Origin of the sequence: Eubacterium sp. MSJ-33, from assembly GCF_022174665.1 — a bacterium.
Classification (GTDB): domain Bacteria; phylum Bacillota; class Clostridia; order Lachnospirales; family Lachnospiraceae; genus Coprococcus_C.
In genome coordinates, this window is the sequence record NZ_CP076562.1 from 2,593,340 (window position 1) to 2,619,324 (window position 25,985).

Annotated in this window: 17 protein-coding genes, 1 riboswitch and 1 other annotated feature; of the genes, 14 read left to right on the plus strand and 3 right to left on the minus strand. The window is 45.2% G+C overall.

The genetic code is table 11. The features are described 5' to 3' along the window. Positions 1–2 precede the first annotated feature (2 nt). Genes KP625_RS12125 through KP625_RS12135 form a run of 3 tightly spaced genes read left to right on the plus strand, consistent with a single transcriptional unit; the run spans position 3 to position 3,806 of the window. Positions 3–158, plus strand: coding sequence for a hypothetical protein (locus KP625_RS12125; protein ID WP_238298086.1), 156 nt, complete (start codon positions 3–5; stop codon positions 156–158). Further along, the gene (locus tag KP625_RS12130) at positions 127–741 is read left to right on the plus strand and encodes a DUF6553 family protein (RefSeq protein ID WP_238298088.1); all 615 of its coding nucleotides are present in this window, start codon (positions 127–129) and stop codon (positions 739–741) included. Before KP625_RS12125 ends, KP625_RS12130 begins: the two co-directional genes overlap by 32 nt. A 26-nt stretch (positions 742–767) precedes the next feature. After that, positions 768–3,806 carry a glycoside hydrolase family 2 TIM barrel-domain containing protein gene (locus tag KP625_RS12135; protein WP_238298090.1) on the plus strand — a complete coding sequence of 1,013 codons (3,039 nt, stop codon included), beginning with the start codon at positions 768–770 and terminating at the stop codon, positions 3,804–3,806. A 70-nt stretch (positions 3,807–3,876) separates the two neighbouring features. On the opposite strand, the gene alr is transcribed toward KP625_RS12135, so the two are convergent. After that, positions 3,877–5,046, minus strand: a complete 1,170-nt coding sequence (alr, locus tag KP625_RS12140; protein ID WP_238298092.1) for an alanine racemase — start codon at positions 5,044–5,046, stop codon at positions 3,877–3,879. A gap of 201 nt (positions 5,047–5,247) precedes the next feature. On the opposite strand from alr, the gene KP625_RS12145 reads away from it, so the two are divergent. The 5 genes from KP625_RS12145 (at position 5,248) to KP625_RS12165 (ending at position 14,215) form a co-directional block, all read left to right on the plus strand. Next, positions 5,248–7,704 carry a hypothetical protein gene (locus KP625_RS12145; RefSeq protein WP_238298095.1) on the plus strand — a complete coding sequence of 819 codons (2,457 nt, stop codon included), beginning with the start codon at positions 5,248–5,250 and terminating at the stop codon, positions 7,702–7,704. Positions 7,705–7,725: 21 nt separating this feature from the next. Beyond that, complete coding sequence (locus KP625_RS12150) at positions 7,726–10,806, plus strand: UvrD-helicase domain-containing protein (protein ID WP_238298097.1); 3,081 nt, start codon at positions 7,726–7,728, stop codon at positions 10,804–10,806. 96 nt (positions 10,807–10,902) lie between these two features. Then, the gene (locus KP625_RS12155; protein WP_177971010.1) at positions 10,903–11,748 is read left to right on the plus strand and encodes a sigma-70 family RNA polymerase sigma factor; all 846 of its coding nucleotides are present in this window, start codon (positions 10,903–10,905) and stop codon (positions 11,746–11,748) included. A 121-nt stretch (positions 11,749–11,869) separates the two neighbouring features. Continuing rightward, the gene (locus KP625_RS12160; RefSeq protein ID WP_238298098.1) at positions 11,870–13,891 is read left to right on the plus strand and encodes a hypothetical protein; all 2,022 of its coding nucleotides are present in this window, start codon (positions 11,870–11,872) and stop codon (positions 13,889–13,891) included. Positions 13,892–13,912: 21 nt separating this feature from the next. Then, a complete protein-coding gene (locus KP625_RS12165) occupies positions 13,913–14,215 on the plus strand; it encodes a hypothetical protein (RefSeq protein WP_177971006.1) in 303 nt (100 codons plus the stop codon). A 59-nt stretch (positions 14,216–14,274) separates the two neighbouring features. Here the strand turns inward: KP625_RS12165 and KP625_RS12170 are convergent, their stop codons facing one another. Together KP625_RS12170 and KP625_RS12175 are read right to left on the minus strand one after the other, a co-directional pair. Beyond that, entirely contained in the window at positions 14,275–15,168 is an 894-nt protein-coding gene (locus tag KP625_RS12170; RefSeq protein WP_238298099.1) for an aldose 1-epimerase family protein, read from the minus strand. A gap of 118 nt (positions 15,169–15,286) precedes the next feature. Then, entirely contained in the window at positions 15,287–16,258 is a 972-nt protein-coding gene (locus KP625_RS12175; RefSeq protein ID WP_238298100.1) for a DUF3137 domain-containing protein, read from the minus strand. 156 nt (positions 16,259–16,414) lie between these two features. Continuing rightward, positions 16,415–16,512: riboswitch (purine riboswitch) on the plus strand. A gap of 28 nt (positions 16,513–16,540) precedes the next feature. On the opposite strand from KP625_RS12175, the gene KP625_RS12180 reads away from it, so the two are divergent. The 6 genes from KP625_RS12180 to KP625_RS12205 all read left to right on the plus strand — a co-directional run bounded on the left by KP625_RS12180 (position 16,541) and on the right by KP625_RS12205 (position 25,985). Then, complete coding sequence (locus tag KP625_RS12180; RefSeq protein ID WP_238298101.1) at positions 16,541–17,914, plus strand: NAD(P)/FAD-dependent oxidoreductase; 1,374 nt, start codon at positions 16,541–16,543, stop codon at positions 17,912–17,914. Positions 17,915–17,999: 85 nt separating this feature from the next. After that, on the plus strand, positions 18,000–20,384 hold the full coding sequence (gene feoB, locus KP625_RS12185; RefSeq protein ID WP_238298102.1) for a ferrous iron transport protein B: 2,385 nt from the start codon (positions 18,000–18,002) through the stop codon (positions 20,382–20,384). 148 nt (positions 20,385–20,532) lie between these two features. Continuing rightward, positions 20,533–20,831 (plus strand) — a binding site (T-box leader). Positions 20,832–20,944: 113 nt separating this feature from the next. Beyond that, the gene (locus KP625_RS12190) at positions 20,945–22,633 is read left to right on the plus strand and encodes a carbon starvation CstA family protein (protein WP_238298103.1); all 1,689 of its coding nucleotides are present in this window, start codon (positions 20,945–20,947) and stop codon (positions 22,631–22,633) included. Positions 22,634–23,128: 495 nt separating this feature from the next. Continuing rightward, positions 23,129–24,103: a choloylglycine hydrolase gene (gene bsh, locus KP625_RS12195; RefSeq protein WP_238298105.1), complete on the plus strand. Its 975-nt coding sequence runs from the start codon at positions 23,129–23,131 to the stop codon at positions 24,101–24,103. Positions 24,104–24,349: 246 nt separating this feature from the next. Beyond that, positions 24,350–24,964: a TetR/AcrR family transcriptional regulator gene (locus KP625_RS12200; protein ID WP_178018339.1), complete on the plus strand. Its 615-nt coding sequence runs from the start codon at positions 24,350–24,352 to the stop codon at positions 24,962–24,964. 319 nt (positions 24,965–25,283) lie between these two features. Then, positions 25,284–25,985, plus strand: coding sequence for an ABC transporter ATP-binding protein (locus KP625_RS12205; protein WP_238298107.1), 702 nt, complete (start codon positions 25,284–25,286; stop codon positions 25,983–25,985).

Sequence of the window (25,985 nt, forward strand, 5' to 3'; positions counted from 1 at the left end):
TTATGCAGAAAATGAATGTGCAGATGAACGCACGGATGAATGAATGCACGGATGCGCGGATGAATGGATGCACGGATAGACGGATGAAGATGCTGATTGGCAGTATAAAGGAAACGGAGAATGGATATGCAGGAGACATGGTTAGAGCAATTTTATAACGAAATGGACGCGGAGAAGCGGTTGGACATATTGAATACGAATGCAGATAAAACTGTGAATGTAAATGAAATGGTAAATCATTCCGCCGGAAATCCGGAAGAAGTGAATGCAGCATTTATAAAGAAACTCTGGGTGGCACGTTACGGAAAGCGCAAACCGAAGACGGATGCATTTGTCGGGTATCTGATGCAGCTCAAATACATTGCGGAGAGTGGGGCAAATGATATCGGCGGACAGAAGCGTAAGCAGGCAGTTGAGATCGTCTCCGGATTGTGCCTGTTTGATGCAGACAAACGGCCGGAAGCCGAACAGGAAATCCTGCTGTCTGAGATGACGCATGCATTCCGGAAGTTTATTGATGTAAGCAGAAACGGCAGAGGCTTTACGTCGATTGTTTTCGGTATGGGGCAGTTATCCGATGAGGGTGTGGCGAAGAAAATCGCAGAACAGATCAGCTCGATTGCGTTTAATGCGCCGCATATGCTGCATATGGAGAAGGAATTTGCATTGCTGCAGGAGGCCGCGAAGCGGGCATTCCGGATGGAATACCCGAATCGGGAACATTTTCTGAAGAAACTGTAACTTTCGGATTAACAGGAGGACGATTTATGATTGTGCCACGTTATTACGAAGATTTAGATTTTTTACATGAAAATACAATGCAGCCAAGAGCGTATTATATACCAGCTTCCCACCGAATGGAGGATCTGGTGGAGCATCGGGAGGTATCCGACCGTGTACAGATGTTAAACGGCATGTGGAAATTCCGGTATTTTGAGAGCATCTATGGTGTGAAGGATGCATTTTATGAGAGTGGTTATGATACATCGGATTTTGATGAGATTCCGGTGCCGGGTGTCTGGCAGATGGCAGGCTATGACACACATCAGTATACGAATATCCGCTATCCATTTCCGTTTGATCCGCCGTATGTACCACAGGATATTCCGTGTGGTGCGTATGTGCATACGTTTTCTTATGCGAAGGATGAGAAAGCACCGAAGGTGTACCTGAACTTTGAGGGCGTGGATAGCTGCTTTTATGTATGGGTGAATGGCACCCATACCGGATATAGTCAGGTGTCCCATGCAACGAGCGAGTTTGATGTGACAGACGTGATAGAAGAGGGCGAGAATACGATCGCCGTACTTGTCTTGAAATGGTGCGATGGTTCGTATCTCGAAGATCAGGATAAGTTCCGGATGAACGGTATCTTCCGGGATGTCTATCTTCTGAAACGGCCGGAAAAGGCGGTACAGGATTACCGCATTACGACGGAAATCACGGAAGCGTGTGCGAAAATTACATTGGATATCAGCTACTATCAGGAGACCCCGGTCGCCATATCTGTGGAGGATGCGGCAGGGACTGTGGCTGCACAGGCAGTAATCAACAAGGCGGGAACTGTGACATTGGAGATTGCGAACCCGGAGCTTTGGAATACGGAACATCCGTATTTGTACACACTCATTCTGCAAAGTGCGGATGAGACAATCGAGGATGCAATCGCTTTGCGCACGGTAGCAATACAGGATCGGGTGCTATATTTCAATGGACAGGCAATCAAGCTGCGCGGTGTGAACCGGCATGACTCGGATCCGGTCACAGGGTTTACAGTTGATGTTGCAAAGATCAAGAAGGATCTCACGTTGATGAAGGAGCATAATTTCAATGCGATTCGTTCAAGCCATTATCCGAATGCACCATATTTCTACCAGATGTGCGACCGGTATGGATTCCTTGTGTGCGATGAGGCAGATATCGAGGCGCATGGACCATTTATGCTGTACCGCAAGGAGGATACAGACTACAACCGCTTCAAAAAATGGAATGAGAAGATTGCAGATGATCCGGCATGGGAGCAGGCGATTCTCGATCGCGTGAGGCGCATGGTTACGCGGGATAAAAACCGCTTCTGTATCATTTTCTGGTCGATGGGAAATGAGAGTGCGTATGGATGTAATTTTGAAAAGGCTCTTGCATGGACAAAGAAATACGATCCAGCCCGTATCACGCAATATGAAAGTGCGCGGTATCGGAATTACGACGTGACGTATGACTACTCAAATCTTGACCTGTACAGCCGGATGTATCCGGCACTTTCCGAGATTGAGGAGTATCTGGAGAAGGATGGCAGCAAGCCATTTCTGCTTGTGGAATATTGTCATAGCATGGGAAACGGTCCCGGCGATCTGGAGGATTATTTCCAGATAATCCAGAAGGATGCGCGGATGTGTGGTGGATTCGTCTGGGAGTGGTGTGATCATGCGATTGCGCACGGACAGGCGGAAAATGGGAAGACGAAATATTATTATGGCGGCGATCACGGCGAGACAATCCATGATGGAAATTTCTGCATGGATGGACTGGTGTACCCGGATCGTACACCACATACCGGATTGCTTGAATATAAGAATGTGTACCGTCCGGTGCGTGTTGTATCTTATGATGAGAAGACCGGCAGACTTGTATTGCATAACTACATGGATTTTGATGATATAAGCGACTATGCAGACATCTTGTATGAAGTAACTGTGGATGGTCTGTGCGTGCAAAAGGGTGTGCTGGATGAGGTATCGATCGCACCGCACAGCGACGGTGTGATGACGCTCAAGTTGGACATTCCGCAGAGCGGCAAGGTGTATCTGAAGCTCCGGTATCAGTTGAAGAAAGAACTTCCATTGCTCCCAGCAAAGCATGAATTAGGATTTGATGAGGTGTTGCTTGCCAATGCCGATGGCAGAAACCGGGCGGTTGTCAAATGGCTGACAGAAGCAAAAGAGAAAAATGAGATCAGTGTCAGTGAAACCGATACAGAGATTACATTAAAGGCGAGCGATTTCGCATATGCAATCAGCAAACGAACCGGACTTTTTACGAAGCTTCAATATGCAGGACGGGACTATCTGAACCATCCGATGGAGCTGAACATCTGGCGGGCACCGACAGATAACGATATGTATATCCGCGCGAAATGGGAGAATGCACATTTTCATGAGGCGTACACAAGAGCGTATAAGGTGGAGACAATCCAGAACCGGTATGGTGTGATCGTGATGAGTCATGTCGGCGTTGTGGCACCGACCGTACAGAAGATTCTGGATGTCGAGCTTGTATGGAAGGTGGAAAGCTCAGGAAGAATAACTGCATCCATGGAGGCAAGCAAGGATGCAGAGTTCCCGGAGCTTCCGAGATTTGGCGTGCGAGTATTCTTCGACAAGAACCTTTCCGAGGTTTCATATTATGGCATGGGCCCGCAGGAGAGCTACCGCGACAAGCACAGAGCTGCAAGTCATGGATTGTATCGTAGTGCGGTGAAGGATCTGCATGAGGACTATATCAAGCCACAGGAAAATGGCAGCCATTTCGATTGTGATTATGTCGAATTGCACAACGGTCGGTATGGAATTGTGGCAGTTTCTGAGACACCATTTTCATTTCAGGCGTCAAACTACACACAGGAAATGCTGACGCAGACAAAGCACAATTATGAATTGGAAGAATTGGACAGTACGGTATTATGTATCGATTATGCGTTAAACGGCATCGGTTCCAACAGTTGTGGACCGGAGGTGCTTGCGGCATATCGATTCGATGAGAAGGAATTTCAGTTTGGGTTTACATTCGTTCCGTATGTGAAGGGATGATTGAACGCATAAAAAAGCTGGGACTTTTATCCCAGCTTTTTCATGTCTATGTAATTACATGCACAACAAATTACCCTCGCAACAATAATTCCTTCTCTATCATCTTTCCGTCACGGTAATAGAATCTTGGAACGCGCTTGCTGACGGCACACGTTAGTTCGTACGGAATCGTGTTTGCCAGAGCTGCCATATCGTTGATCGAATTTTTCTTTCCGAAGATCTCAATCTCGCTGCCGACATCGACCTGCATCTTGTCAGTCAGATCAATCATGCACATATCCATGCAGATCTTTCCGCGTTGGTAAATCGGACCTTCCTCTGACATCAGGGTGCAGCGATTAGACAGGGCACGGAAAAATCCATCGGCATAGCCGTAAGGGATAACGCCCATACGTGTCGTTTTATCGGTCACATAGATTCCACCGTAGCTGATTGCAGTACCGGCCGGGTATGTCTTGATCGTGCTGACAGTCGTCTTTAAGCTCATGACAGGCTGAAGTCCAAGTTCTTCTGCAAATTCTCCATATCCATATAACAAAAGTCCCGGTCTTACCATATCAAGCCATGTTTCCGGATAACGGGCAACCGCACCGGTATTGGCACAGTGGCGGATGGCGAACCGTCTGCCGAGCTTTTCCTCGACGCTTTTGATTACGTCGGTAAATAACTGGAACTGATGCTCCGTGTAGGCTTTGCATGCATCCCCCGGCTCATCGGACACAGCAAAATGTGTAAAGATTCCTTCCGCGTAAAGCCCCGGAAGCGAGCAGCCCTCGCAGATACCTTCTACACCGGTATCGAAATAATCCCCGTCACACAGATAGCCAAGTCGTGACATTCCGGTATCAACCTTGATATGAATCTTCAATGTACCACCGCATTTTACGGCTTCTTCACTGTATTCAAGTGCTTTTGCTTTGCAGGTAACTGCTTGTGTAATATTGTACTCGATCAGACGGCTGACCTGCTCCTTTGGTGTATGTCCAAGAATCAGAATCGGCATGGTGATGTCGTTTAAGCGAAGTTCTACCGCTTCGTCGATGCTGCTGACCGCCAGATAGTCGGCGCCAAGCTCCTGCAGCAGGCGGCTTACCTGTACAGAACCGTGTCCGTAAGCATCTGCTTTGACAACACCTAAAAACTTGACATTTGCACCGATTCGATCGCGCAATGTTTTGTAATTATGAGCAAGGGCGTCCAAATCAATCTCAGCCCATGTTCGCTTCAATGTGGAATCCATGTTTCGCACCTCGATTATGCATTATTTTTATTAGTTCCTTATTTTAGCACAAACCGGAAGAGGATTCCATAGAATCAATCTTTTAAGTGTAAAATATTGGCGTAAAAAGAAAAAATAGAAGGAAATGTTCGAAATATGTGGAATACTATAGACAGAGATTTGCGCATATAAGCGAAACTATAGTTCGGGGAGGAAAAATGAATGGAATCACATATTTTGGCACCGGGGTTGAATGAATCAGAGCTTATGAAGAGTCTTGCATTATATGGATGCCCTTGTTTTAATTTACATATTTATAATGCGGTAGGTCTTGCCAAGGAGGCTTTGCTTCGAGATGGGATTTCAGTGAAAACGCATGTTGTCAATTCAGAAGAGGAGCTGGCTTTGATTATGAAAGCTTCTCAGGGAATCAGCTATTTTGGTACTGTGTCATACGCAGATGCACAGAAGATCGTATCCGCAGTTCGTACAATGCGACAGATGGTCGGAATGGGAGATGAAGCAGAAAAAATAAAAAGATGTCTTGAGCAGGGAGAGTTTGAGAAAAAAAATCAGGCACTTTGGGCTGTGTATGAAAACTATATAGAATTGCTGGCACAGAAAGACTGGATGGACCCGGTTGGGTTGGTACGAAAAGCAATTCTGGAGTGCAACGCATGGGAGACACCGATTGGGGTTTTGGATGGATTTCCACTTACACCGCTCGAGCAGGCACTTGCAGACAAATTATCCAACGGACAGGTTTCGATTCTTACATTTCATGGTTTGTATCAAAAAGAACGATCAAAGGTAAAGATAAAAGATATAAAAATGTGTTATGGCATGGCAAATGAAGTGGAAACAATCCTGCAGGATATTTATGATTCAGATGCTCTCGACCGTTGTACAATTGCAGTGACTGAGTACCGGGAATACAGTCAGTTGATTTACGATTATCAGAGAATGTATGAGATTCCTGTTACTTTTGGGCGTGGCATTCCCATAACAAACACGTTGGCATGTGTTTTGCTGCGCCAGTATGTACATTGGATTACAGACGGATTTTTTGGCGCTGCCGCCCTGTTAGATATGTTAAAACACTTATCCTTTAACTTTAATGTTATGATGGATCGATTCATGGAGCCTGAAGAAGATGTAAACATGCATATTCTTTTTGATGTGCTCGGAAACATACGGTTTACGAATGATTATACTATGAATCAGAAACGTCTTGCCGATTTTCGACAATCACTTCAGTTGGAGTCTTATCTATATACAGACGGAGATAATGATTCAGAAGCGTATAAACAATTACAGGAGAAAATACTTACACTTCCGTATTTGGAGATTATGGCAGAAGAACTGGCACTTCCGGTAGAAGAATTTATTGCGAAATATACATGGTCAGATGAACCTGATGAGGAAGAAAATATGAGCTACAATTGGCAGGTTAATCAGGAAGCTGTGCGGGTAATTCAAGAGAAATTCAGATCTGTGCGGCAAGCAAATCCGGAACAGTCGATATCGGATGTAGCATCAAATCTATATAGGGAAATGGTAGGAGTACAGTCACCCGTACCGGGTGCCGTGCACGTGACAGATATTACCGGAGCGATGTCATGCCTTAGACCGAAGATTTTTGTTGCTGGTCTGGCAGCTTCCAAATACCCGAAATATCAGCAGGAGAATTTCCTGCTTTTAGACGAGGATATTGCACAGTTTGGAGCAGAAGCATCCGGAATGTTGTCGACAGAAAAAACGAATCAAAAGAGAAGTAATCTGTTGCGTCTTGTATCCATGGCATCGACGCTTGGTAGTGATGTAAACCTTTCCTATGCGGGAATGGATGTGTCTGAACTGAAGAAGGATAATGCATCGTCTATGATTTTTGAACTTTGTCAGGAAGAGAAGGGCAGCAGCATTACGAATGAAGAACTGAATGCGAGAATCGTTAAAGTTGGATATTTCGAACCACGTATCACAGCAACCAGACTGGTTGGGCAGGCATATAATGCAGACAATATAATCCAATATGTGGGTGAGGAAGAAAATCCCTCTTCTGAAAAGGTATATACAGTGGATGAATGGGTTCAAAAAAAGAAGGATGTTCAGGTTATGGAAGCACCGGAACGGACGTCTGCTTTTACAGTGATTTCCGATGAAGAACTTGAACAACTGCTGGAGAAAGTCATCGGGCGTTGTGCGGGAAAAACCTATACAGATGAACAATATAGAAGTATCGCATCCGAAGAATTTGATCGGTTTATGATCGAACATCCACCGATAAATGAGATGGATGTAAAAAATGTCAGGGCAGAGTGGCTGAAAATGATAGAAAGTACATATTGCTCTGTGAAATTACCGGACGTTTTTGTTCCGAAAGTTATGAGTATGACTCTGGCGGATGGAAAACAGATCAGTGGAAGACCACATTTGTTGAAAAAGAAAGATGACGGATATGGATTTATCGTATATGAAGTTTGCCGGTGGAAGGAAAAGGAAGTAAATTATAATAGGGAAACCTTTGCTGAGCAGAAAAAAAAGTCTATGAAAGGGCAGTTTGAGATAGCTGCCGGTGAGAAGCTGGCAGTATATAAGGAACTTCTGGAAAAAAACGGATATCCGGTAAAGTATGGAATAGTGAGAAATCTTCGATTAAATGATAGAATGAAGGTTTAGTGTAAGGCAGAGGAGAAAAATATGGATAATATGGACAGTTTAAAAATGGATGAGATATCCAGAAACCGGATTATCTCAGATATGGATAACAACTTTTTTGTAGAGGCGGGAGCCGGTTCCGGGAAAACAACCATGCTTGTAAACCGGATGGTTTCCATGATAGAACATGGAAGGGATATCCGGCAGATTTGTGCGATTACATTTACAAAGGCAGCGGCGAATGAGTTTCGTGGCAGATTCCAGAAGATTTTGCTTGAGCGAAGCACTCCGGAATGTAACTACGTTGATAAGGGATATGCTGGGCAGCTGCCAAAGCCGACAGACGAATCACGGGAGCGGTGTGCATATGCATTAAAGCATCTGGATGACTGTTTTATGGGAACCATTGATTCCTTTTGCCAGATGCTGATTGCAGAGCATCCTTATGAGACCGGCGTTCCTTCGGATGCATCTGTTGTTTCCGGAACAGAATTAGCGGTTGTTTATAAACATGAGTTTGTGCGTATTTGTGATGGTGAATATGGAGAAGAACTTCGTAATCTGGCAGATAGTTTCAGCGCTCTGCACCATATGCCGGAAAAGGCGTTTGTAGATGGAATCCGTATTCTCATGGAACACAAAGATGCGACGATTGCATATACGGAGAAGACAGACTATGTACCGGGCACACTTGATCTGGAGTATCAGACACAGATCGAACAGATCCGCCGGGAAAATCCGGAGGAATTTACATTTCGGGGGATGTGGGAGAAAAAACTGCCGCTTGTGATTGGAAAGATGTGTCAGTTAAATCTGCAGGAAACAGAGGTCTATAAAACATTACAGAACCTGCAATATAATGTGACGATGACTTTTTTGATGAAGGCATCGAAGTGTATCGCTGAATATCTAAGGGAAAACGGGTATATGACGTACTTTGATTATCTGTTTTATCTTCGAAATATGTTGCGTGAGGATGCAAAAAATGGGGGACGGATGATTTCCTATATTTCCAGACGACATTCCTATTATCTGATTGATGAATTCCAGGATACAAATCCGATTCAGTCAGAGATTTTCTTCTATCTGACAGCAGAAAATCCGGTTGCAGACTGGATGGCGTGTGAGCCAAAGCCGGGAACACTTTTTATTGTGGGAGATCCGAAACAGTCAATTTACCGCTTTCGAAATGCAGATGTAGGATCTTATCTGAGAGTGAAAGGATTGTTTGAGAATATGAAACACGGAGATATTCTGTGTCTGTCCAGAAATTTCCGTTCGCGAAAAAAACTGTGTGAACATTTTAATGCAGTGTTCTCGAATACATTTGAACCGGGAACGAATCAGTGTGCATATACGCCGATTCCTGTTATGGAGGATCCTGTATCTGAATTTACAGGAGTGTATTCCTATATCTGTCATTCACCTCGTAGAGAGGGTGATAATATGAGAGATAAATATCAGGTATGCAATATCATAAAAAGATTAGTTGGAAATGAGGCATTTCAGATTCTGGCGGAGGATGGAGTACATCTGCGTACTATCCGGTATAGTGATATTATGGTTATTCATAAGTCGAAGACGCAAATGGGAGCTATGATTGATGAATTTGCAAGACAGGATATTCCTGTGCGAGTGGAAGGAAAGGTACTGTTTGAAGAATGTGCGGCGTTGAAGAAAGTCCTTGCAAGATATAAGGAGAGAAAAGAAAAAGTGATTTGTTCCCCGGCGAGTCTATTTTCAGAGATTATGGAGGAAGAGCAAATCTTTGAACATGTGGAAACAGATGGCATGGAAGTCCTCTATTATGTTTTGGAGCTGCTTCGTAAGGCAGAAAGCAACGCAGAGATTGTAACACTGGAAGATGGAATCACATATATAGAGAAGCTGATGCAGCCGGGAGCCGATCAGGAACGATGCTTAAGTCTTTCGGATGACAAGGATTGCGTGTATATGGCAAACCTGCACAAGGTCAAAGGATTAGAGGCGCCGATTGTGATTCTTGCATATGCATGGCCTTGTCAGCAACCGCCGAATACACATATAGAATACCGGGCTGATGGAAGCGATATGTATGTATTTCGTGTACATAATGAAGGCGTTAATTATCCGTGGAACAATTGGAAGAAGGAAATTAGTTTTTCTACAGAAATATATAAAAAATATGAAGATCAGGAGTTAGCAGCACTTGATGCAGAAGAACAACGGCTTATATATGTGGCGGCGACACGGGCAAGAAATGTATTGATTGTAAGTAATATCGAGGTAATCAAAAAAAATGGTATAGATTATGAGAGTGTGTGGGAGCCATTGCTGAACAATGTAAATGATTTCTTTTATATGGCAGACTGCTATGATCCGAATTATACACTTGCGGCAAAGGACAGACCAAAAACGCAGGCAGCAGATCTGTATAAGCGTGCCAAGGAGACGTGTGTTTTGAATGACCGAACGGCAGAGACAGCGGGGTATGAAATCATTACACCGAGCCGTCTGGAGCTTGATACGGACATACCGGTGGAGGATGTGTTGGATCTGCCGGAACGGAATACTGAGCGGGAAGCTGCAGAAGATATTTGCGCGAACTCATCGGATGGCATCACAAGGGAAGAACGGGGATATTTGCTTTCGCGCGCCAATATACTGGGTACGATGCTGCATCGCCTGATGGAAATTCTCGTGAATTCGAGAAATAAAATCCCAATTGATGATATGACAATACAGATTCTGGAAGAATGTCTGCCACCGGAAGATGAGGAGAAAAAAGATATATTTGCCAAGGCAATCGCTATGACAGCGAAAAACATTCGAAATGGCGGTTGTGCACAGAAAAATGATGCACCGCAGGATATCCTGCATACATTACTTGCGGCAGATGAAGTATACACGGAAGTTCCGTTTTGCTATTCGGAAAAACAAGGAGACCAGACACTGGTCTATAACGGAATCATGGATGTTGTTTATTGCGAAGAAGGAAACTGGCATATCATTGATTACAAGACCAATTATGATGGAGAGCATCTGGATAAGAAGTATAAGGCACAGCTTGACGCTTACATCAAGGCGTTGAAGCAGACAACGGGGCATGATGCGGATGCAAAAATCTACCATATTGAACTATGAGTTCATTGAGAAGTGAAAAAGGGAATGTTAGAATACGAAAGGTGGCGAAAAAAACAGGTAATTTTGTATTGGTTGGATACATAGGAGGAATTGACTATGAGTGAGACTATGAAGATGATTGCGAACATGAGAAGACAGACTGGTCTGCTTGATGCGGAGCAGGAACAGCAGCTTGGCGCACGCATGGCGGCTGGGGGTGCCGATGGAGCGCGGGCACGTGAGGAAATGATCAACGCGAATCTGGGGCTTGTTGCCTTTTGCGTGAACGACTACAAGAAGTACGGCGTGGAAGAGGAGGATCTTCTCACCATGGGTATCACGGGGTTGATTCGTGCGGTCGATAAGTTCGACTATACGATGGGATACCGGTTCAGCACCTTTGCTGTGAACTGGATTCGTCAGGCAATCTTCCGCGGGATGAAGGAGAGTGACAAAACCATTCGTCTGCCGGAGTATATGGCGAGCAATATTGCGAAGATACGTCGGGAAGCAGACAGGATCAAACAGCAGACCGGAACCGAGGCGACGCTGGAGGATCTGGTGCGGACAACCGGCATGTCGGAGAAGAAGATCCGGCAGTGTCAGGAATATGGAGCCAGAAACATGGTGTCACTGGATGATTTTGTCGGAGATGAAGGAGATACCACAAGGAATGAGCTGATCGCAGATGAGACAGCGACGAACCCGGAGAAAGCAGTCCTTGACGAAGGAATTGCCGGTGCAGTACGCGCCGTGCTTACGATGCTTCCGGAGAAAGAAGCGGCAGTTCTGACAATGCGTTATGGTCTGGATGGGAATGAGCCAATGACGCTGGAACAGGTGGCAAAGCATCCACAGTTTGGCCTGACAAGAGAGCGTATCCGTCAGATTGAGAATCGGGCAATCAATCGTATTCGCCATAGCTACAAGATGAAGGAACAGCTTTGTGAATATGCATCCTAGTATACATACATATGTAATAACAGCATCTGAAAATGGTGCTGTTATTTTGTTTAATAATGGAAAAAAAGAAAGGTTTGTGTTACAATCAGGAACAGATTAGACATAAATGTGGGGTAGCAGTATGAAAAAGAAAATGAATGAATTTTCTATCCATGATCTGATGATGAACAATGTGAAGATGCCGATATCATCTTCTGTACTTGACAAGATTATGGAAGAGAAAATGAATGCAAAGGTGGAACCGGCACCGAAAAAAGAAAATACAACGGAAAAAAACACAGATTCAGAGACAGCGCATGTAGAAGAACAAGAGAAGAAAGCACATCCGGTTACAAAGCTTGTATTGTATCGACATTATACGACGTATCAGGGAGTTTTCTCGATATGGCCGAAAGAAGGCACGACGATGGAGGATTGTTTTTCCAAGGCAATTCTCTATGTGATGAAATGGTTCCGAAGCAGACTTGGAGACGGTGACTTCGAAGCATATGAGGAGTTAAAAGGATTACAGACGGATTACCCGGAACCAAAGGACAGCCGGAAGTTTGATGTTGCGAAGGTTGGAGAACTTCGGGCACAGGTGCTTTTGGATGTACATACACTTTATCGCGATGATTTGAAGGATTGGACGTTCCGATTGCTGGAGCCGGATAATAACAATGATCAAAGCGGGATGCTTGGACGAACCTTTGTTACGAATATATTTGTCAGACAGGAAGAAAAACAGGTTGTGCTTGGTGTGAAGGTTACATGCCGGGAACCGGCCAGCAACGGGGGTGAAGCTTCCGTTTATCGTCCGGGATTTATCAAGAATATGAATGAAGACGGACATCTGGAGATGGGAGAATATGGCATTCCGAGAAAGTATTCTTTCACAACAGGTGTATTCCGATTGAATGGAAAATCCAATCAGGATTGTACAGAGATGTTTGAATCGCTTATTGATAACAAAGAAAGACAGATGCCGATTGTATTCTGTCCGGTAGAGTATTATGAGCAAAATCAGGTACAGATGGAAGGTATCGCGAAAAGTCTTCTTGGATTTGCACATGTTGTTACCGTGGAAAACGGTGTGAACAAATTGTTTGGCACCAATATGAACAGACAGGAATACATTGACACGATTGCGCAGCATCAGGTAATCCTGCATAAGGAAAATCATGTGTTTGCAGAGCAAGTCGAACCGCTTTATTTTGATACGGAAGAAGAGACGATACAGGTACAATTGCAGGAGTTTGTAAAGCAGGAGCCAAAGCGAAAGCAGTTCTCATTTGGAACCTATCAGTTTTATACTGAGGCAAGAAAGGCATACCAGAAAGCAGAACTCGAACGCAGGGACAAGGATTCCATCTATGCCGCACGATATGAGGAAGAAAAAGAAAAACGCGAGAGGTTAGAGTCTGATTATCATGAAGTAAAACAGGATATTGCGGGGCTTGAAAACAAAAATCAGGCATTGCAGCGGGAAGTAAAGAAAAAAGATGAAGCCATCCGTGTTATAAGCAGTGAGAAAGACAAGCAGTGGAAGGATATGGATCAGCTTCGGATGGAACTCGAGCAACTGAAGGAGAAGCATGAAGCTGCAGTTACAGAAGTTCCGGACACAACAGCGATTGAAGAAAATTATAAAAAGATTATCAAGCCATTGATTGATTGTCCGCAATACAGTTCTTCCATTCGATCAGACGTGATTGCATGGATTAAAAAATATTATGATGATACACTGATCGTACATCCAAGGGCAGAAAAAGCGTTGGCAGATGATAACCGGAATCTGGACTGGAAGCGTCTTTGCCTGATTATTCATTATATAGCAGGATATACAGTCCATCTAAATGAGGGTGGAACAACCCGGGATGAAAATATCGCTAGGGAATATGATCCGATGGAATGCGCCATTTCCGTTGATAATACCTCTTCCGGGGATTCCGGAGCAACAGAGATATTTAAAGATAAATATACAATCAATATTTCGGCCTGGGATTCCGGAAAATCAGATGTCATATTAGACAAACATGTAAAATATGGCAAAGGACAGGACAGCAATATGATACGTGTATATTTCTATTATGATGCAGATATCAAGAAGAGTATCATCGGATATATGCCGGATCATCTGCCTACAAGGAAGGACTCACATTAGGAGAATATGGGAGGTAGCAGAATGATTACAGGAGATGTAATATTTGATCTGCCATTTTATAATGCAAAGGGAATATTAACCGGCGGGGATATCTATGGCCCCCGTTACCGGATTGCCAAGATTGCGGTGGAACAGGAGCCGGAGGAAGAAGGTGGCGAGCCATCTTCGCAGGATTTTTTCGAGGTATGTATCTGGAATGCAAGTACCTGCTATGAGAAGACACCGGAAGAAATGATTACCAGAAAGACATTTTCGTTTGACGCAGAGGGCAGAGAAGCCGTGCTTGCATGGTTGAATGAGATGATACCGGAGAAAAAGTTATAAAGGAAATGACATAAGAAAAGCTCAGCCGATGATCGGCTGAGCTTATTTTAGTTATAATGTTATTCGCCATGAAATTCAAGTGTGTAGGTGTGCACGGCTTTTGCATTCGCTTCCAGCTTCTGTTCGCCCGCTTTCTTGGACAAATCATCTTCAAATCCAAGATCATCTGTCCGTCCAATCCAAGGCTCCAGACAGACATACGGACCTTCCGGTTTTGACCAGATTCCGACATATGGGAAGTCTGTGCAGGTGAGCGTAACAAATGGCTTCTTGTCCGCATCGACGAGTCCGACACTCGAAAGCTGTCCGTCCTCGAAGACCAGAGCATCCTTGTCAAACATTGTATCTGTAACAGGAACATAGGCAGAACCATTGTTAAAAGGATAGGTTTTGCTTGTGTCTGCCAATCCGGAACCGTTCGGATCAAGCAGGAGATAGTGCCGCGGATTTGCATCCGGCAGGGCAATGGAGTATTCGCTCCGCGCATGTCCCGGTGCAATCTGGAATCCCGGATGACCACCGATGGAATATAGCATTTCATCGGAACCAAGATTTTTTACTGTCCATGAGACGTGCAGAAGACGTGGATTTTCAGGATCCAGTTTATGTGTGATCAGAAGTTCAAATTTAAATGGATAGATCCGTAACGTTTCATCCGAGTATACAAGCTTATGTGTGATGGAATCTGCGGTTTCTTCGGTACAGGTAAATTCTGCATCACGCGCAAAACCATGCTGTGTCTTCATGGTATAGGAGTTTCCGTTGTAGTGGTATGTATTGCTATTTACTTTTCCGACAAATGGGAATAGAACAGGTGCATGTCGGTTCCAGACTGCCGGATCCGCACACCAGATCCGTTCGAAATCCTGTGCCTTATCATAGACGCTTGTCAGTTCGGCACCATGGTCGGAAACCGTAACCCTCAGATAATTGTTTTCAATCGTATGTAACATGTGGTTATTCCTCCTGCAAAATGGATTGTAATATAATTGTTTACCAGTCGGTTGTCCCGGCTGAAACATTTATTTCGGATATAATGAAGCACGCTATCGCGTGGTGACAGCTGATAAATTAAAATAGATTTTCCTTTGTCAGAATCTCGTCGATGATACTCAGGATATTCTGGAATTCATCGCGGAACCTCAATCTGGTTTCGTCCAGACGGGATTTGCTCCAAAGTGTCTTTGTGAGTTCGAAAGAATTTTTCCCGTTATTCAGTGCCAGCGTGACTTTGCTGTTCTCAAATTCAATCTTTGTGTAGCCGTCGACCTTCTCGTCTGCAGCAACAATATGTTCCATGAATTGTGGCGTGAGAATATAGAAGGCAAGCTCGTCATTGGAAGTGATTACCTTGAACTGCTGGTTGAATGGATCGCTCTCCATCTCAACCTTGTTCTGGTTCATGCCGAGAAATTCTGCTGCACCGCTGACGATACCGGAGAGAAACCCATTTTCTTTGCGTGGATTCTTGCGCTCACAGATACGAACAAAACCATTGATATTGGTATTCGTGTCAAGCGTGATGACATGTCCGAGGAAGTTTGTGCGGTAACGCGTTCTTTTCCGTCCGTTTTTATCCCGGTAGGTATCCTTGTACTGCAGATGCAGATCGCAGAAAGTAAATGGAACACTACGATAAGTGCCGGACACATAATCGGAGCCGGTGATGCGGTCATATCCTGGCAGGAGCGGGCAATTTTTAACGAAATCGTTATTGATATGCTCGTTCGGTGAATATTGGTTGATCTGCACGTGTTCGGCGAGAATATCCCGGATGATGTATTCACCGAGATACTCCTTGAGCTTTTTCAGCAGCTTGTTCACCTGCTTTCCGGTCAGGATAAAGAGCGGAATGCATAAGAACCCAAGCACAACCAGGCAGATACCCTTTGCAGTCTGTTGTTCCCAGCACGTAAAGCCCCAGAAAATCAGTGCTGGAATAGCGATAAAAATAAGTGGATGGATAAAATTCAGGAAGCGGATGGTTCGCTGCTTCCCGGAAATCTTAGATACGATCTGGTGATCATTTGGATTTAAAGTCATGGTGTACCCCCTCTCATCGTGTGTAATGTTTATAATAAAATATTATACAGAGAGACATCCTGTAAATCAATACTGGCGGGTTGAGAATATGCGATTTATTTAATAAAAAAGTGTGACAAAATGATTGCGATTTCGTACTTATTATGATAGGATAAATTAGATTGTGAATTAAACACGAGTATATGTTCATAATATGGTTGAACGTTTCTACCAACTACCGTAAACAGTTGACTACGAAAGAAAGTTTCGTGGTCTTTTTTTATGTTTTTAGGGAGGTTTTATATGACATACAACATAATTATTATTGGTGCCGGTCCGGGCGGTATTTTCTCCGCATATGAGCTGGTGCAGAAGAATCCGGCCTTGAAGATCGCCGTGTTCGAAGCTGGACACGCCCTCGAGAAGCGGCATTGCCCGATCGACGGAGAGAAGATAAAAAGCTGTATCGGCTGCAAAAGCTGCTCGATTATGAGTGGGTTCGGCGGTGCCGGAGCATTTTCCGATGGGAAATATAATATAACAAATGATTTCGGTGGGACACTGTATGAGTATATCGGCAAGAAACAGTCATTGGAACTGATGGAATATGTCGATGAGATCAACATGCGTTACGGCGGCGATGGAACGAAGCTTTACTCGACGGCAGGCACCCGGTTCAAGACAGTGTGCATCCAGAACGATCTGCATCTGCTTGACGCATCGGTACGTCATCTGGGAACGGACATCAATTATGTCGTGCTTAGCAACCTGTACGCCTATCTGAAGGACAAGGTCCAATTCTTCTTCGATACGCCGGTGCAGTCCGTTGTCACAGAAAAGGCAGGCGGCTATACCGTTATCTGTAAGGATGAATCGTATACCTGTGAAAACTGTATCATATCTGTTGGTCGAAGCGGCAGCAAATGGATGGAGAAGATTTGCAGCGAGCTGGAAATTCCGACAAAGTCAAACCGCGTTGATATCGGTGTGCGTGTAGAGCTTCCGGCGGTTGTATTTGCACATTTGACGGATGAGCTTTATGAAAGCAAGATTGTGTACCGAACAGAAAAATATGGCGACCGCGTGCGGACCTTCTGTATGAATCCAAAGGGGGCGGTTGTCACAGAAAATACAAACGGAATCATTACAGTCAATGGTCACAGCTATGAGGATCCTGCGAAGCAGACAGAAAATACAAACTTTGCATTGCTTGTGGCAAAGCATTTCTCCGAACCATTTAAGGATTCAAATGGTTATGGTGAGAGCATTGCCCGGCTTAGCAATATGCTGGGCGGCGGTGTCATTGTACAGCGTTTTGGAGATCTGATCCGGGGACGCCGTTCGACGCAGAGCCGGATTGAGGAGGCATTTATCACGCCGACGTTAAATGCAACGCCGGGAGACTTAAGTCTGGTGCTTCCGAAGCGTATTCTGGACGGTGTCATCGAGATGATCTATGCGCTGGACAAGATTGCACCGGGAACAGCAAACGAAGATACCCTGCTTTATGGAGTGGAAGTCAAATTCTACAACATGGAGGTTGATGTGAACGAGAAACTGGAGACACGACACAAGGGACTTTACATCATTGGAGATGGTAGCGGAATCACCCATTCTCTGTCCCATGCATCTGCAAGTGGTGTTTATGTGGCGCGGAATATCGCAGAGAACCTGTAAAGGGAAAAGCTTAGAATATTGACGCAATGGCACAGGAATTGTATAATCAACGCGAAAAGACCATGTGGAGTGGAGATGATGATAGATGACCATGGATGAATTACAACCGGGACAGAGTGCTTATATTACGGCGGTCGGCGGAGAAGGTGCCTTGCGGCATCATCTTCTGGATATGGGATTGACGCCGGGAACGGAAGTCACTCTGCAGAAGATTGCACCGATGGGTGACCCGGTACAGATGAAGGTGCGCGGATATGAGCTTACGCTGCGATTGAGTGAGGCACAGAAAATAGATGTGGATCATGTGCATGAAAAGGAAGCGGAAGCCCCAAAACAGACTGTGCGTTATGAGTCGATTGAACACCCGGGAGTTGGAGAGTTAGGACAGGCGGATCCTACCCATATACATGATGAAAAGACGGCAGTTCCGAAGGGCAGTAAGCTGACATTTGCGCTAGCCGGCAATCAGAACTGTGGCAAGACGACATTGTTTAACCAGCTGACAGGAGCCAATCAGCATGTCGGGAATTTTCCCGGTGTGACGGTTGACCGGAAGGATGGTACGATTCGGAATCACCCAGAGGCAACGGTGACAGATCTGCCGGGTATTTATTCGCTTTCCCCGTATTCGAGCGAAGAGATTGTGACGCGGGAATTTTTGATCGAGGGCAAACCAAGCGGCATTATTAATATTGTGGATGCGTCGAACTTAGAACGTAACCTGTGTCTGACAATGCAGCTTATGGAACTTGGAATCCCGATGGTGCTTGCACTGAACATGATGGATGAGGTGCGGGCGAACGGCGGTACGATCCGTGTAAATGAGCTTGAGCAGATACTTGGAATTCCGGTGGTGCCAATCTCAGCTGCGAAAAATGAAGGTATCGATGAACTGGTAAGCCATGCCATGCATGTGGCAAGATACCATGAACCGCCTGGAAGAATTGATTTCTGCCCGGACAGTAAGGATGACAAAGATCCGGTTGGATCGGTGCATCGCTGTATCCATGCAGTTGCGCATATGATTGAAAATGATGCGAAGGAAGCCGATCTCCCTGTGCGTTTTGCCGCAACAAAGCTGATTGAGAAGGATACACCGATTGAAGAGGCACTGCAGCTTGCAGAAGATAAGAAGGAAGCATTTGAGCAGATTGTGTCAGTCATGGAGAAGGAAACCGGACTTGACCGGGAAGCTGCAATCGCCGATATGCGGTTTCAGTTTATCGGGAGATTGTGTGAGAAGACGGTTGTGCGTCCGCATGAGAGTAAAGAACACCGGAGAAGCGTAAAGATAGATAAACTTCTGACAGGAAAATATACAGCGATTCCGTGCTTTATCGGGATTATGGCGATTGTTTTTGCCATGACCTTCAGTCTGTTTGGTGCGTGGTTGTCCGATGTGATGGCACTTGGCGTTGATGCGGTCATTGGATGGATCGACAAGGGACTTGTCGCTGCGCAGATTAATCCGGTGGTACGTTCTCTTGTGGTGGATGGTATCTGTCAGGGTGTCGGAAGTGTCATCAGTTTTCTTCCTACGATCGTGATCCTGTTTTTCTTCCTGTCGATTCTGGAAGATACCGGATATATGGCGCGGGTTGCATTTGTCATGGATAAACCGCTTCGTAAGATTGGATTATCGGGCAGAAGCTTCGTGCCGATGCTGATTGGATTTGGATGCTCCGTGCCTGCAATCATGGCGACACGGACACTCTCGAGTGAACGTGACCGGAAGATGACGATCCTGCTGACACCGTTTATGAGCTGTAGTGCGAAGCTGCCGATCTACACACTTATGATCAGTGCATTTGTGCAGCGGCAGTATCGCGTGTTTGCGATGGTTGGACTCTATCTGATCGGGATTGTGTGTGCAGTGATCTATGCACTGATTCTGAAGGTAACGAAATTTAAGGGTGAGCCGGTTCCTTTCGTCATGGAATTGCCGAACTACCGGCTGCCGTCTGCAAAAAGCGTGCTGCATTTAATCTGGGAGAAGGCAAAGGGATTTATCCAGAAAGCATTTACGATTATCTTCCTTGCTTCAATCATCATCTGGTTTTTACAGACCTTCGATCTGCGGTTCAATGTAGCTGCATCGGCAGACCAGAGTATGCTTGCCTTAATTGGAAGCCTGATTGCTCCAATCTTCAAGCCGCTTGGATTCGGGGACTGGAGAGTATCCACGGCGCTGATCACGGGATTTACTGCAAAAGAGAGCGTGGTATCGACGCTTACGGTTCTGCTCGGTGGTGATGTGACGAGCGTAGCAACGTTATTCACTCCATTTACGGCAATGGTATTCCTGATCTTTACGCTGCTTTATACACCATGTGTGGCTGCGATTGCTACAGTGAAGCGGGAAATGGGCGGCACGAAAGCAGCAGTGATCACGGTTATTGTGCAGTGTCTTATCGCATGGGTTGTTGCATTCTTAGTCCATGCAGTTGGACTGGCATTTGGCATTGCGTAATTCGTCCGGGCATTTGTACATACAAAGCGGAAATGCTTCCATGTGGAAAGGCACTGTTAACCGGCTGGGGAAATCATAATTGATAAATAATATCAAAAAAACGCTTGACATTCATTTACGATAGGACTAGTATGTCGGTAAACAAAGAGCAAATGCTGAGAACAGAACAAGGTTTTCGAAAGGAAATACTTCAGAGAGCTGTCGGCTGGTGTGAGACAGTGTAGGATTTCGGAAATTATCCTCTGCGAGCAGTGCACTGAATTCCTTTTTAGGACATTAGGTGTCACCGGTTTTCTACCGTTACATAGAAGCTTATTTCACAGATGACATGTTGAGATGATGCAAAAGTTGCAAATATATCGATATGCGGTCTGTAAGATGAGAATGAGTGGTCGCATATGCGGCAAATAAAGTGGTAACGCGGAAGTTTAAACCTTCGTCTTTATGTAAGACGGAGGTTTTATTTTTTGTGAGCTGATGAGATTTTTCGTCTGGCTGCAGGATGTATTTACTCTTTGTAAATATTTAGAAGGGAGCCGCCGCGTGGCGGGTGAGGAAGTATGAATGGTTTAGTAATTGTTTTAATCGGAATTGTAGTGTTGTTCGCGGGCTATCTTTTCTATGGCAGATGGCTTGCAAAGAAATGGGGACTTGATCCGAAGGCTGAAACTCCGGCAGTGAAGTACGAGGATGGAGAAGACTATGTTCCGTCATCCAAATTCACGGTATTTTCACATCAGTTTTCATCCATCGCAGGTGCAGGCCCTGTAACCGGACCAATCCTTGCATCTGTATTCGGCTGGGTGCCGGTATTGCTCTGGCTGTTGATCGGTGGATTGTTCTTCGGAGCCGTACAGGATTTCGGTGCTTTGTATGCATCTGTAAAGAACGAAGGAAAATCAATGGGTATGATCATCGAGAAGTACATTGGTAAGGCGGGAAGAAAGCTCTTCATGCTGTTTTGCTGGTTGTTCACATTGCTTGTTATCGCAGCATTTACGGATATGGTAGCCGGAACCTTTGTGGGTAAGGGTGTTGCAGATATGGCGAAGGAGACAAGCTATGCAAATGCATCCGCCGCTTCTATCTCTATGTTGTTTATCGTAGCAGCAATCGTATTTGGTGTAATCCAGAAGCATGTAAAGAATATGAACGAAGGCGTCAGAGCGGTCATTGCAATCGCACTTTTGGTAGGTATGTTTGCACTTGGTATGCATCTTCCTTGGTATGCTACAAAGACTGCCTGGATCTACATTGTTATGGCATATCTGTTTCTTGCATCGGTTATGCCAATGTGGTTACTGATGCAGCCGCGTGATTACATGACGACCTTCATGCTGCTTGGCATGATCGTCGGTGCAGTTGTCGGTGTTGTCGTAGCACATCCGACGATGCAGCTTAATGCGTATAACGGATTTAATGTCGGTGGAAATTATCTGTTCCCAACATTGTTTGTCACGATTGCCTGTGGAGCCGTTTCCGGATTCCACAGTCTGGTATCTTCCGGTACATCATCAAAGACAATCCGGAACGAGAAGGATATGCCGATGGTTGGTTATGGCGCTATGGTTGTAGAATCATTGCTTGGTATCATCGCATTGGTTGTTGTTGGTGCTGTTGCAGTCAATGGTACAAAACCGGATGGAACACCATTTGCAATCTTCTCCAGCGGTGTTGCAGGTTTCCTTGAGAAGCTTGGTCTGCCGGTTCAGCTCGCAACTGTATTTATGACAATGTGTGTATCTGCACTTGCACTGACATCGCTTGATTCGGTTGCACGTATCGGACGTATGTCTTTCCAGGAGCTGTTCCTCGGCGATACAACCGATACATCAAAGATGCCTGTGTGGCAGAAAATTTTGACTAACAAATATTTCGCAACTGTGGTAACATTATTCTTTGGATATTTACTGACACTTGGTGGATATACTAATGTATGGCCTTTGTTTGGTTCTGCAAACCAGCTGCTTGCAGCACTTGTATTGATCGCACTTGCGGTATTTTTAAAGACAACCGGAAGAACCGGATGGACACTGTATGCACCAATGTTCATCATGCTTGCTGTAACATTTACTGCATTAGTACAGAAGACAATCGCACTTGTAAAGAACATCGCCGGCGGGAATGCAACGATGCTTGTTGATGGACTGCAGTTTATCGTCGCAATCCTGTTGATGGTACTTGGTGTGCTGGTTGCATTTAGTTGTCTGAAGAAGCTGTTCACGAAGAAAGCAAAGGCTGAAAATTAGGAGAATTGCGAATTAATATAATAAAAATCGTACGTATATTACATATCAGATTTGTATAATATAGGATGTATTGAAACTAAGAAGTACTAAAGATGTTCTGATATAAGTTTTGATAACGGACGCAACCGCCGCACGGGAATCGCCCACTCGCTTTGCTCGTCGGCAGGTTGTCGGGCGCATCCTAAATAGGAATCTGCGATTCCTATGCGCCCTCCGCTCGCCGTCCATGGGAGGGTATCGTCTGCTCGCTTATAGCGAACAGACAGGTCGATGTTTCTCATCCTAAATGCGAATCGGAGATTCGCATGAGAAACATCTCTCAGCGGCGGCTTGTTTGAACATCGTGTTCAAACATTGCTGGATATTTACAGAACATCAAGTACTCCTATGTTCCAAACATATCTATATTCCACAAATCTGATATGTTTATATACGTACGATATTTACAAATAGATTTCGTAATAACAAATTTTTGACTTTGGAAGGAGATACAGGATGTGTACAGCAGCGACGTATAAGACGAAGGATTTTTATTTTGGACGGACGCTTGATTATGAGTTTTCGTATGGTGATGAGGTGACGGTGACACCGCGGAATTTCTGTTTCCGGTTCCGGCACATGGGTGAAGTGAAGACGCACTACGCTATGATCGGTATGGCGTATGTGGCAGATGATTATCCGCTCTACTATGATGCCGTAAATGAGAAGGGACTTGGTATGGCAGGCTTGAATTTTGTTGGGAATGCGAAGTATCAGGACGTGCAGGCAGGCCGTGAGAATGTGGCACAGTTTGAGTTTATTCCATGGATCTTGAGTCAGTGTGCAACGGTGTTCGAGGCACGTAAGGCATTAGAGAAGATGAATCTCGTTGGAACGCCGTATAGTGAGAAGCTGCCATGTGCATCGCTGCATTGGATTATTGCAGATAAGGATGCCACGATCGTGGTAGAATGTGTGGAGGATGGCTTGCATGTCTATGACAATCCGGTCGGAGTGCTGACCAACAATCCGCCATTTCCGGTGCAGATGTTCATGCTGAACAATTATATGCATGTATCACCAAGCCAGCCGGAAAATCACTTTGCGAAGGAGCTTCCGCTTGCAGCGTATAGCCGTGGTATGGGTGGACTTGGACTTCCGGGCGACCTTTCATCGGCGTCACGGTTTGCGAAGGTCGCATTTACAAAGATGCATGCAATCTCCGGAGAGTCAGAAGCGGAGAGCGTGAGCCAGTTCTTCCATATCTTAGGTTCCGTAGAGCAGCAGCGAGGCTGTTGTGAGGTGGAGCCGGGAAAATATGAGATTACGATCTATACGTCCTGTGTCAATGCGGACAAGGGAATCTATTATTATACAACCTATGAGAATCATCAGATTCAGGCGGTGGATATGCACCGGGAAGATCTGGATGGAGATACACTTCACAGGTATCCGCTCATCAATGAGGAGCAGATTCATGTGGTGAATTAGTAGTCAATAGTCATGGTTACAGAAATGATCTAATTTTTGTGGAAGTTGGAGTTTTAGGCAGTCGATGAAAGTCGGCTGCCTTTTTCGGTGGTTTGAGTGGTAAATTGGGGGAAAAGTTGGAAAATCCCCCAAATTAAAAAATAAGGGTTGACAGCAGACAGATTATACGCTAACATAACGGTGTTATGTGAGGAGCCTTCTACAGGCGAAGCCTGTATCAGGATAGAGCGAAAAGGAGCAAGAAAAGTGGAAAAGGAAACAAGGGAGTTGCTGTTGGCGAGTGCCAAGCAGGAATTCTTGGAAAAAGGATATCAGGGAGCTTCGCTTCGATCAATCTGTAAGAATGCAGGGGTGACGACCGGCGCGTTGTATTTCTTCTTTCAGGATAAGGAAGATTTGTTTGCGGCAATAGTGGAGCCGGTTTTGGAGAAGCTAAAACATATGCTGCAACAGCATATGCGTCAGGAACTCATGGAACTGCAACAGCTTCCGGATGCAAGGGAAGATAACATGCAGGATGATATGTTTGCAAGTACGCAGATTATCCATCTTCTATATGCGAACTATGATATGTTTACCTTGATTTTGACGAAGAGCCAGGGCTCGCGGTTTGAAACATGTATCGATCAGTTTGTTGAGATACTGGAACAGGGATATCGCGTATTTGCGGATGAACAGGCAAAGCAGATGGGGGTAGATCCGCCGGATGCCTATACGATCCATTGGGTCTCTCATGTACAGATTAATGCATTTACCCATTTGCTGCTGCATGAGAGAGATGAGCAGAAAGCGCTACAGCACATGGAACACGTCCTGCCGTATCTGGTTGGCGGCTGGTACGCAATGTTCCAAACCAAATAAAGTGAATGAGCTATGCCATGCATAGCTTTTTATAAGCCTAGAACATAACAGCGTTATGCTAGGGCAAGATAATTCAAATACATACAAGGATTATCGAAATAGGCGAATCTGTCGTTGGAAGCGGATGATTATGTAGATGAAGCAGTTCCTATCAACCAATTCGTGCGCAGGCCGTTGGAACACGCCAGCACTTAACGAGCTGCACCGAAAGCATGTAGGTGCAGAGAGTTTAGTGCCTGTTGCGTGAGGAAGTGAGCGAGAGCGTGTCTGCGCAGAATTGAGTAGGAGGAACTGCTTCGAAAAAAGGAGGACAAAGAAGATGTATGTTGCGGTATCAGATGTAAAGAAAAGCTACGGAGAGGGTGGCAGCTATATGCAGGTGTTGAAGGGCGTGTCGGTAGGCATTGAAAAAGGAAAGATGTGTGTGATTCAGGGAACGAGTGGTTCCGGTAAATCGACACTTTTGAACTGTATCGGTGGACTGGATGTGGTAGATTCCGGTTCGATTCAGGTCGACGGACAGGAGATGGTAGGCCTTAAGATGGATGCGCTCTCCGATTATCGTAGAGATTATCTCGGATTCATCTTCCAGTTTTACAATCTGGTTCCGAACCTTACGGTGCGCGAGAACATTCAGGTGTGTGAGTATCTGACCAATCAGCCACTGGATATGGATGAACTTCTGGATGTGCTTGGACTCACCGAGCATCAGAACAAATTTCCATCCCAGTTGTCCGGCGGGCAACAGCAGCGTTGTGCAATAGCCCGTGCACTCATCAAGAATCCGAAGCTTCTGCTCTGCGATGAGCCAACCGGAGCGCTGGATTCGAGAACTTCCCGGGATATCCTCATTTTGTTAGAGAAGATCAATGCGCAGTATGGAACAACGATGATCATCGTCACACACAACAACGCAATCAAGGATATGGTTGATCAGGTGATCGTTCTGAAGGACGGGCAGATTAAGAAGAATTACTACAACGAGACGAAGGTGCCGGCAGCAGAATTGGAGGATTTGTAA